At 69.7% G+C, this 10,167-nt stretch carries 8 protein-coding genes; all 8 read right to left on the bottom strand.

The window, feature by feature from the left end; genetic code table 11:
- Positions 1–247: 247 nt before the first annotated feature.
- Positions 248–1,438: a hypothetical protein gene (locus tag MXD59_RS09055; RefSeq protein WP_248824303.1), complete on the bottom strand. Its 1,191-nt coding sequence runs from the start codon at positions 1,436–1,438 to the stop codon at positions 248–250.
- Between the two features lie 455 nt (positions 1,439–1,893).
- Positions 1,894–2,910 carry an ABC transporter ATP-binding protein gene (locus MXD59_RS09050; RefSeq protein WP_248824302.1) on the bottom strand — a complete coding sequence of 339 codons (1,017 nt, stop codon included), beginning with the start codon at positions 2,908–2,910 and terminating at the stop codon, positions 1,894–1,896.
- Positions 2,901–4,133: a FecCD family ABC transporter permease gene (locus tag MXD59_RS09045; RefSeq protein ID WP_248824301.1), complete on the bottom strand. Its 1,233-nt coding sequence runs from the start codon at positions 4,131–4,133 to the stop codon at positions 2,901–2,903. Before MXD59_RS09045 ends, MXD59_RS09050 begins: the two co-directional genes overlap by 10 nt.
- Complete coding sequence (locus tag MXD59_RS09040) at positions 4,130–5,146, bottom strand: LLM class flavin-dependent oxidoreductase (RefSeq protein WP_248824300.1); 1,017 nt, start codon at positions 5,144–5,146, stop codon at positions 4,130–4,132. Before MXD59_RS09040 ends, MXD59_RS09045 begins: the two co-directional genes overlap by 4 nt.
- A gap of 47 nt (positions 5,147–5,193) precedes the next feature.
- The gene (locus MXD59_RS09035) at positions 5,194–6,159 is read right to left on the bottom strand and encodes an ABC transporter substrate-binding protein (RefSeq protein WP_248824442.1); all 966 of its coding nucleotides are present in this window, start codon (positions 6,157–6,159) and stop codon (positions 5,194–5,196) included.
- An 863-nt stretch (positions 6,160–7,022) separates the two neighbouring features.
- Positions 7,023–7,994, bottom strand: coding sequence for an aldose 1-epimerase family protein (locus tag MXD59_RS09030; protein ID WP_248824299.1), 972 nt, complete (start codon positions 7,992–7,994; stop codon positions 7,023–7,025).
- Between the two features lie 134 nt (positions 7,995–8,128).
- Complete coding sequence (locus MXD59_RS09025) at positions 8,129–9,184, bottom strand: amidohydrolase family protein (protein ID WP_248824298.1); 1,056 nt, start codon at positions 9,182–9,184, stop codon at positions 8,129–8,131.
- Positions 9,185–9,412: 228 nt separating this feature from the next.
- Positions 9,413–10,102 (bottom strand): nitroreductase family protein, encoded by a 690-nt coding sequence (locus MXD59_RS09020; RefSeq protein ID WP_248824297.1) that lies wholly within the window; start codon positions 10,100–10,102, stop codon positions 9,413–9,415.
- Positions 10,103–10,167 lie beyond the last annotated feature (65 nt).

Below are 10,167 nucleotides of genomic sequence, written 5' to 3'. Positions count from 1 at the left end.
GGCCGGGGTTAAACATCCGGGGCCCGGGGGCCCCACCGCGGGGGGGGCCCCCCCGAGTCGGGGTGGGCTAACCCGGTCCAGTCAACCCACCCCTACCCCGCGGCATCTCAGCCGAGGAGGGTGCCCAGGTAGCGGTCGTTCTTCTTCACCTGGATCTTCTTCTGCGCGACCTTCTCCACAGTGATCACCTCCTTCCGTTCATCCACGGTAGTGCGGTGAGAGACGAGGAAAACCTCGCCCCGACCGGTCAGGTGGCCAGACCAACCGGACTTCTTGGGGGTGCCGCCGAGGATGTGGCATCGGTCGGCGTGCCGAGCATGACGTCGCCCTGGTCGTTACGGACGACGGTTCCCGGGGAAATGATGTCGAGGTGGTACTGCGTGAACGGCGTGAGCCCGATCCCCCAGTGGAGGCAGCCCTGGGTTCCGCCGTAGACCTCGTTCATCGCGTGATTACCGGGAAGAATGTTCAGGGTGGTGTTCAGCGCGTGGCCGATCTCCCAGACCAGTCGGTATCGGGAGTCTACCGTGAAGAGCGCCTCGAACATTTCCAGAATAACATGCCCACCCGGGTCCGGGGAAGACATTTCTGTGATGAGTCCGTTTTCCACGTGGGCGATCACGGCGTACTCGCGCATCGGCCAGAACTTGCCGTGAATACGCTCCTGGTCGTTCCGGGAGAACGAAGGGGTGCCCGAGTGCAGGATCGGGTACCCCTGAAAGACGATATCGCCGTCGAGCGGCAGGCGCAGGTAGTCCTCAAAAGACCGGATCTCGATCGGCAGTACGCTGATCTCACCGGCGGGCACGATCTGCTGCTCGCCCCAGCCGACCAGACCGGCCTGCTGGTTCCAGACCAGCTCCCGGTCGAACAGGCGCAGCACCGCCACGGTGCCGTACCGGTCGTCACGGTACTCCAGGGACTCACCGCGTTCGGCGAGCTCGAAGAAGCGGTCGGAGAACTCCTCCTGGGCCTGCGGGTCGGTCGCTTCGACGCAGGTCAGGAAGTGTTTCAGGGTTTCGAGGTCGGTCGGGGTGGAGTTGCAGGCCATGCCGAGCAGCTTGCGTCGCGGGCCGAGCACGTCCACCGGCGGTGACTGGAAGAAGGCCTCGGGCGACATGACCAGCACGTGCGCCTGCTCGGGTACCTCCTCGCGCATGAGACGGGCGAACTCGTCCTCACCACCGCGGAAGTCGATGATGCGATAGTCCACGTAGGCGGCGTCCCGGACGAGGCGGACCCTGTCCATGAGACTGGCATTGGTCACGAGACAGAAAACCGTACCGGCGGGATCGCCGAACTGGCGTATCCGGGACGGATCAACGACGATCTCGGACGAGGTCATCTCTTCTCCAGTGCACTTCGCAGCGTGCGGTGAACAGAGTGAACCAGATGTGCTGTCGGGTCCGGTGCGAGCGCGGTCACGGTGTTGTGCCAAGCAGGGCGGAAATGCCGTCCGACGCGCAGGAGTGCTGGGCTGTCGGGGTGCTCCGGGGTCGCACTTGTTCGCGAACCGCGCTGACCGGTGAACCGTACTGACAGGCACACCACGCGCGGCCGGTGAACCAGGTTCGACTGGTGCGGCATGCTCGGCTGGTGAATCGCGCTGATCCGTGAACCGGTACGGACCCTCTGGAAAAAACTATAACGTGGTCTGGATTCCGGTGGAAGCGGTTTCGGGAAATCAATCGGAGTTACTTTGCGATGACCGTCGTGAACTGTTGGTCGCGACCATTCGTCGGCCGGGAACGGCACATGCGTCGGTCGGCATTGACCGCACCGCGGTGAATGGCCAGGTGGCCGCGAACGGCGGGGGCACGGCCGCCGGGCCCGGTACTGTGCCTGCCGGGCGGCGGCTGGGAGCACCGCCGGGCCCGGGCCGTCCCGCGGGACTCAATCCCCGCTCCGCGCGACCGAGCCGGGGCCCAGGCCGGAGCCGGGGCCCGCGCCGGACGGGCGCACCATGCCCGACGGGCTGGTGGGGATCGGGACACAGGTACGGATGTCGCGCCGGCCGTGGCCGGGCGGCAGGGTCACGCCGGTGACGTGCACGGGGACGCCGTACAGGTCGCTGAGCCGTTCGCCGGTGACGACATCGTCGGGATGACCGTCCGCGATGACCACCCCGTCGCGCATCAGCACCGCCCGGTTGGAGTACGTCAGGGCATGTGAGGGCTGGTGGGTGGTCATGATGATGCAGTGCCCCTCGCGGGCCAGTTCCGCGACGACGAGCAGGGTACGGACCTCGTTGCCGTAGTCCAGGGCGGCGGTCGGTTCGTCGAGGATGAGGATCCCGGCCTGCTGCACCAGCGCCCGAGCGAGCAGGACGAGCTGACGTTCGCCGCCGGAGAGAGCGGCGAAGGATCGTTCGGCCAGGCGTCCGATGCCGAGCCGTTCGAGCTGCTCCAGAGCCCGGCGGCGGTCGGTGACACCCGGTGCCTCGAGCAGCCCCAGGTGGGGGGTGCGGCCCATGACGGCGATGTCGAGCGCGGTGAACGGGAACGGCGACGAGGTGGACTGCGGCACGTAGGCGACCCGACGGGCGAGTTCACGCGGGGTGAACTCGCTGATATCGCGTCCGCCGATGCGCACGACGCCGCTCTGCGGGCGCAGCAGGCCCAGCAGGCAGCGCAACAACGTCGTCTTACCGGCGCCGTTGGGTCCGAGCAGGCAGCACACCTCGGCGGAGTCCACCGACAGGGACACGTCGACGATCCGGTGACCGTGCCGTCCGTACCCGAACGACAGGCCGCTGACCTCGACCTGCGGCGCCGAGGCGGCCGAGGTGGCCGAGGCGGCCGAGGCGGCCGACGGCGCGGCCGAGGCGACCCCCGGTGACGGCGACGGCACGGATGATTCCGGCGCCGCGGGCGTCACACTGGTCGCGTTCTCCGCTCCGGTCACAGCCATTGGCGTCCCGCCTTCGCGAGCAGTCCGACGAAGAACGGTGCGCCGATGAGTGCGGTCAGGATGCCCAGCGGCAGGTCGAGCGAGGTCGCGGTGCGGGCGACGTCGTCCACGGCCAGCAGGTAGGCGGCGCCGATGATGGCCGCGACCGGCAGCAGCCGGTTGAACGACGGTCCGACGACGAAGCGGGCCAGATGCGGAACGACCAGTCCCACCCAGCCGATGATGCCGGCGACGCTGACCGCGGTCGCGGTCATCAGGGTGGACGCACCGATGGTCAGCGTCCAGATCCGGGCCCGGTTGACGCCGAGCGAACGCGCCTCGTCGTCCCCGGTGGCGAGCACCGTCAGCTGCCAGCGCACCGCGTACAGGACGACCAGGCACACCGCGACGATGATCGCGGGCACGATCAGGCTGTGCATGCTGGCCCGGGCGAGGCTGCCGAACAACCAGAAGGTGATCTCCGGCAGGGTCGTCTCCGGGTTCGCGAAGTACTGCACGCTGGAGATCAACGCGTTGAACATCGCACCGATGATGATGCCGCCGAGGACCAGAATGATCAGCGAGCCGCGGCCGACGAACCGGGCGATGGCCATCGACAGCGCCGCTGCCGTCAGCCCGCAGGCGAACGAGATGATCTGCAACAGCGACGTGTCCAGACCGATCAGGATCGACACGGACGCGCCGAACCCGGCTCCCGCGGCCACCCCGAGGATCTCCGGGGAGACCAGCGGGTTGCGGAACATCGTCTGGTACGCGGCGCCGGATGACGCCAGCGCCGTACCCACCAGCAGCGCGGCGAGGATGCGCGGCATCCGGATGTCCATGACGACGGCCCGGTCCTGGCCGCCGACCGCGTCGCCGATGCCGAACAGCTCGTGGCCGAGGACCCGCAGCACCGTCCACGGGCTGAGGGTGAACCGTCCGAGCCCGAACGAGACCACCACCAGCACGATCAGCACCACACCGAGCGTGACGACCCGCATGTGGTCACCGATGGTGAGTCGCACCCTGGCGGTGGCCCGCTCGCGTCGTCCCTTCGCCGGAGCGGCTTCGGTCGCGGTGTCGGTCGCGGCGGTCAGATCCGCACCGGTGGAAGGGTTCGTGTCAGCGGGGGCGTCGGTGCTGATGTCGGCGTCAGTGACGATGTCAGTGATCTCCGATGGCGCGGTGGCGGTGGCGGTGGCGGTGGCGGTGGCGGCCGAGGGCGGGGCGGGGCGGTTCATGACATCGCCCGGAAGGTCGCGGGCTGGGCGAGCAGCGGGACGACCTTGCCGGCGAACATCCGCACGGTGCTCTGCTGCATCGCCAGCGACGCGGTGCCGCTGAACGACGGACGTAGGTTGATCCGTTCCACGCCGAGCGAGTCGCGCAGGAGCGCCATCCGACGGGCGACGGTGGTGGGGCTACCGATCACCGCGGTGTCCTCCTGGAACCGGGACGGATCGAAGTCGCTGTCGCCGACGATCTGGTGGCCGTGCTCGTCCCCACCGAGGGCGGCCAGGCGCCTGGTGAGGCGCACGACGATCGGGGTGGCCCGCTCCCGGGCGGCCTCGTCGCTCTCGGCGACCAGGCAGAACCGTTCGATCCGGATGTCGCTGGCCTGCCCACCGTGCGCGGTGTAGAGCGCGACGCAGGTGGCGATCGACGCGGTCGTCGTCACCGCGGGCAGGACCAGCCGGTGGCGGCGGGTGGCCGCCCAGATGATCGACTCCTGCGAGCGTGGGGAGATCTCGATCGGTGGGTGCGGCTGCTGCAGCGGGATCGGGCCGACCCGGTACTGCGTGCCGTCGGCGGCGCTGCGGGTCCGGCCGCGCCAGTAGCCGAGCAGCGTGTCGAGGGCCTCGGGCAGATCGGCGGCGGCCGGCTCCGTGCCGCCGCGGTAGGCGGCGGCGTAGGCGTCCACCGGCCAGCCGATGCCGAGGATGACCCGACCGCCGCTGAGGTGGTCCAGGGTGGCGAGGTCGGCGGCGAGCTGGATCGGGTCGTGCATCGACAGGTGCAGCGCGGTGAAGCCGAGGCTGATCCGGGTGGTGGCGGCGGCGACCGCCGCGGCCAGCGGAATCGGCGACGGCCGGGAGGTCACCGTGCGGGAGCCGACGGAGCTCAGGTGGCCGTCGGTGAACCAGAGACTGTCATAGCCGAGGGTCTCGGCGATCCGGGCGAGTTCCACCGTGGAGGTGGCACCGTTACCGCCGAGATCGCCGCGTCCGCCGGGCAGGCCGAATCGCATCATCATGGTTGTGTCACTGCGCCGGGGGCGCGGCCCTTCCCGTCCAGAGGTGATTACCGGGAGCCGACCTGGAGGATCTGGTCGAGGTCGGCGTCGGTCACCTGGTAGTCGAAGAACTTCTGGTAGAAGGAACGCGTCTCGGCGCGGATGTCGACATCCTTGAACAGGTCAGGGTGCAGCATCTTCGCGATCCACTGGATCTGCAGCGCCTCCTCGGGACCGAACCTGTCCCACGGGTAGAGACCCTGCGGGTTGAGGTAGACGCGGTTTGTCTGGACGGCTTTCAGGCTCTTCCAGCCCGGGGCCTTCTCGAACTCGCTGATCACCGACCGGGCGGTGTTCGCCGCGAGCCCCTGGTCACCACCGGGGGTCTCGACCACGAGCACATCCGGGTTCCACTGCAGCAGCTGCTCCATGGTGACGGTGACGTGGGTGCCCTTGACGCCGCTGGCGGAGTCCGTGCCACCACCGAGTTTGATCCAGCCGTCGATGAGGGACTTGCCGCCGTCCACCACCAGGGGCGGGTAGCTCGCGACATGCACCACGGTCGGTTTCTCGGTGTCCGGCAGACTCGCCAGCCGCGACTTCACCATCGCGAGCTTCGCGTTGACGTATTCCCCGTATGCCTTGGCCCGCGTCGCGGCTTCGCCGCCATAGACCTTTCCGGCCAGTTCGATGGACGGCACGAGCTGGTCGAAGGTGTCGAAGTCCATGTTCAGTGCGGGCAGCCCGGCCTGTTGGAACGGGGTGAGGGTGGCGCCGCCGTCGATCGTGGAAACGACGTCCGGCCTGAGTTTGAGCAGCTCCTCCATGTTCACCTTGCCGCCGCTGCGGAACAGCTCCGGCAGGTCGTTCACACCGGGGAACACCTTGCGCAGGAACGGAATCGTCTTGACGTTCTGCGGGATCGCCACGAGCTTCGGACCCACCCCGAGCATGATGTCGGTCACGGTATGGGCGGGGAACTGCTCGGCGATTCGGTTGATCCTGAGTGGGACGGTGACCTTCTCCCCGCTCATGGATGTCACGACCTGCGTCGTGGGTGCGGCACTCGCGGCCGCGGACGGACCCGAGGAGCCGGACGAGCCGCAGCCGGCGGCCAGCGCCAGCACCGCGGCGGCGGCCCCCAGGGCCAGTGGGCGGGGGCGCGTCAGGAGCGCTCCGGGCGTTGTCGAGGCCGCTGGCGCGGCCTGGCCGCGGGATACCGGACCCGCGGCGTCTCGGTGCCTGGCCGCTCGCGTGACGGTGTACCGGGAAAACACGGTGTACCGGGAAAACAAGGTGGAGCCGGATGCCACGTCTTCGTCCCCCGAACGGGTGGATGCCGATGAAAGCAGAAGGTGAGTAACGCGACACTGACGGTGTGTCGCCATGCTGGGTGGCTGCGGGTCGGCGGACGGTGCTCCGGTGCACCTGAACTCCGCGAACGCGGCTGGGATGCACCATAGACCCCGCATCTGCGTCTGTCACGCAGCCAGAGATCCTGATCTGCGGATATGGACACCTGCGTGGCTCTGCGTGCCCGGGAGGGTCACCGGGCGGAGCGTTTTCCTCGTCCAGCTTGACGAGTCACCGAGAGTATCGGGGGGTGGAGTAAGAAACTCCTGCTACGAAGGGTATTCCTGCCTAGAAGTTCGGTGTATCAGTGCCGCGAGCGAAAAATTTTGCGCCTGGTTGTCGCGGCGAGTATCTGGACCTGAGAGTCCGTCACGTCACGTGCCGATGTCGCGTAACAGTGGAGTTCCCGCGTTGACCGGGCGACGTAACCTGCGCCGGTCGGAACACGCACGCGATGTGATCCGCGTCCTGCCCGCGCGGGACAGGGCGATCCCACGTCCGGCCAGGCCTGGGACGCGCGCCCGGCCGAACGTGGGACGGGCACTCAGCCGAACGCGGGGGAGATGCCCCAGGAGCCGCCGAAGGACTCCGCGGGGGCCAGCGTGCGCAGCCCCGCACCGCTGTTGAACGCGTTCGCCGGGCAGGTCAGCGGCTCCACCGCGATGCTGCGCCGCCGCTGCGCCGGCCCCAGGGTGTCCGCGGTGAAGACCTGCAGATACCCCCAGGCCTCGTCCATCCACACCGTGAGCGCGTCCCCGCCGGGGACCGCGAGCACCGCCCGCGCCCGTCCATCCGGATCGTGGGCGAGATCGGTGTAGCAGGTGTCCAGCACCAGTTCGCCGATCGGACGGGCACGGCGGAAGTCGAACGAGCCCACGGTGGTGCCGGCCGGGCCGCCGTCGACCGGGTGGGCGTCGACGGGGGCCGTGCCGGTGGGGATCAGGCGGTCGTCGGTGAGCAGACGGGTGGCGGCGGGGACGGTGAGCGTCACCTCGTCCGCGACCTCGGCGCCGCCGCCCAGGCCCGCGACCGCGAAGTACGGGTGCACGCCCAGGCCCACCGGGGCGGGGCCGGCGCCCACGTTCGTCGCCGTGAAGGTCATCGTCAGCCCGTCGCCGGCGAGCCGGTAGTCGGCGGTGAAGGCGATGGTGAACGGATAGCCGCTCTGCGCCCGCAGCACGAACGACGCGCGCACCGCGTCCGGCGTGGACTGCTCGAGCCGCCAGGCCGACCAGCGGACCAGCCCATGGCTGGCATTGCGCAGCTCCACCTCGTTCAGCGCGAGCTGATAGGTGGAGCCGGCGAACGCGTAGCGCCCGTCGGCGATCCGGTTGGGCCACGGCGCCAGCAACTGGCCGCGGCCGCGACTGGCCATCGCGTCAGGCGGATAGCCATCCAGGACGTGCCGATCGCCCACCTGGTACTCCCGCAGCCCCGCGCCGACCTCGGTGACGACCACCCGGGCGTCGCCGTGCACGAGCTCCGCCTGCCGTCCGGATGGCGCTACTGGCTGCATCAGGTCCTCCTTGACCGTGACCGCGTGCCTGACCTTGCCGCTGTGTCTGGTCACCAGTATTCGGGATGCCACCGGCACCTGGCCGATGGCATCCCGCTACCGGGCGCCCGGACCGGTGGGTCAGAGCCGGTGGGTCAGGGCTGGGCGCGCAGGTGCCGGACGGGATCGCCGAGGCGACGGGCGAGGTCCGGGAACAGGACGAGGGCGTTGCGGCGCTCGATGCGGCGCCGGGAGACGGCGTTCAACGCCGGGTCGGCGAGCAGGGCACTCCGCGCGGCGAGCACCGTGTCCGCGGGCACGGCGTTGTAGTCCGAGCCGTACAGGATGTGCTCGGCGCCGATCGCGGCCAGCAGGCTCGGCGTGCTGTACGGCGACATGGGAGCGGCCGTGTCCACGTGGAAGCGGTGCAGCGCCGCCCGCAGCACCCCCGGGTCGACCCCGTAACCGAACGCCTGACCAAGGTTCAGCCGCGCCGCCTGGAACGGAAGATATCCGCCGCCATGGGCGAGAATCCACTGGATGCGCGGATAACGGTCCAGATCGCCGCGCACGACCAGCTGGACGGCCGCGCGGGTCGTGTCGGCGAGAAAGTCGGCGACGAACGGCGGGATCGCCACCGACCCGGTCGCCGGCAGGTTGTACGGGTGGACGAGCACCACCGCGTCGCGCGCGTTCAGTTCGGCCATCATCGGCGCCAACACCGGATCGCCCAGATAGGTCAACCCGTCGTGCGCCATGAGCAGCACGCCGTCCGCGTGTAGCACGTCGTACGCCCGGCGGATCTCCGCCACCGCGATCTCCGGCGTCGCCCGCGGAATACTCGCCACCAGACCGAACCGGTTCGGCTGGGCACGGACCAGGTCGGCGAGCGCGTCATTGGCGATGCGGGCGAGTTCGGCGGCGAGTTCCGGCGTCGAGGTGAACTCGGCGGGAATCGCCGCGGACAGCAACGCCAGCTCGATCCCGGCCCGGTCCATCGTGTCGAGCGCGGCGTCCAGCGACCAGTTCGCGAACGGCGGCCCGCCGACCGGCGGCAACTGCCCATGTTCCACCAGCCATGCCCGCACCTGCGGCGGCATCGCGTGATGGTGCACGTCGATCCGCCCGCCCGCGGCCCCGCCGCCCTGACCCAGCGCGGCGTCGCCGTCCTCCGTGGTGACGCCGCGGTCTGACAGGAATTCGCTGACCATGATTCCCCCGAATCTCCGTCGTCACCGCGTGACCGTTCTGCCGCGGTGACCTGGTCTCGGTACATCTGACCGTCGGGGATTCAAAGAAACGTCAACTCCGGCGTTGGATCCCGTCGCCGGACGGGATTTCGGCGTCCACCGCCCTGACCGGTGACGTCGGCCATCCGGGCTACCGTCGGATTTCTTTGCTTCGGTCTTTCCGGTGCCGACAGGGGGCCGAAGGTCGGCTTAGGTCGTGCTGGTGCCGAAGGCTGGGCCGTCGAAGGTGTCCAGGTGGGCGAACTGGGCGACGGGACGGCGGGTGAGGCGCCGGGGTTGGCGGGTCGGGTAGCCCAGGGTGAGCACGGCGGCGATCGCGTGGTCGGCCGGGATGCGCAGCAGCTCGGCGAGACGGGGTTCGCGCCGCACGGCGAAGGTGGTCAGGGTGCCGCCGAGGCCGACGTCACGGGCGGCGAGCAGGATGTTCTGGGCGAACGGGTAGATGGACGCGCCACCGACGACGCTGTGGCGTTCCAGCTCCACGTCGGTGACCGCGAGCGCGGTGAGCCGCACGACCAGCACCAGCAGCACCGGCACCTGGTCGAGCTGGTCGACGAACGGGCTCGGTGCCGGCGTGCGTGCCGCGGCGTCGAGGTCGATGGCGGGACCCTGCCAGCGCCCGTCCGGACCCGGCGCGAACGGGCGCACCCCGGCGTCACGCTGCGCCACGTACTCCCGCCAGCCGAGCTGGGAGAGGTCACGCAGTTCCCGGCGCAGCCGCGGGTCGCGCAGGACCAGCACCGTCCAGGGCTGCTGGTTGCCACCGCTGGGCGCGAACCGGGCCGCCTCCAGCACACCCTTGAGCACCTCGTCGGAGACCGGTTCGTCGGTGAACTCCCGCACGGCCCCGGCCGTGCGCATCGCCTCGCGCAGCTCCATGTCCCTGAGCCTGGCCAGCGTCGAGCCTGGCCAGCGTCGAGCCTTGCCAGCGTCGAAGCGGGCGG

This window comes from Frankia umida (assembly GCF_023242945.1).
GTDB classification, from domain to species: domain Bacteria; phylum Actinomycetota; class Actinomycetes; order Frankiales; family Frankiaceae; genus Frankia; species Frankia umida.
The sequence above is the reverse complement of the archived record's forward strand: the minus strand, read 5'-3'. Positions and strand labels throughout refer to the sequence as shown.

Excerpts from the sequence above, each read along its gene's own strand:
- MXD59_RS09050 (WP_248824302.1), bottom strand. The coding sequence starts at position 2,910 with ATGGCTGTGACCGGAGCGGAGAACGCGACCAGTGTGACGCCCGCGGCG.
- MXD59_RS09045 (WP_248824301.1), bottom strand. The coding sequence starts at position 4,133 with ATGAACCGCCCCGCCCCGCCCTCGGCCGCCACCGCCACCGCCACCGCC.
- MXD59_RS09040 (WP_248824300.1), bottom strand. The coding sequence starts at position 5,146 with ATGATGATGCGATTCGGCCTGCCCGGCGGACGCGGCGATCTCGGCGGT.
- MXD59_RS09035 (WP_248824442.1), bottom strand. The coding sequence starts at position 6,159 with ATGAGCGGGGAGAAGGTCACCGTCCCACTCAGGATCAACCGAATCGCC.
- MXD59_RS09030 (WP_248824299.1), bottom strand. The coding sequence starts at position 7,994 with ATGCAGCCAGTAGCGCCATCCGGACGGCAGGCGGAGCTCGTGCACGGC.
- MXD59_RS09025 (WP_248824298.1), bottom strand. The coding sequence starts at position 9,184 with ATGGTCAGCGAATTCCTGTCAGACCGCGGCGTCACCACGGAGGACGGC.
- MXD59_RS09020 (WP_248824297.1), bottom strand. The coding sequence starts at position 10,102 with ATGGAGCTGCGCGAGGCGATGCGCACGGCCGGGGCCGTGCGGGAGTTC.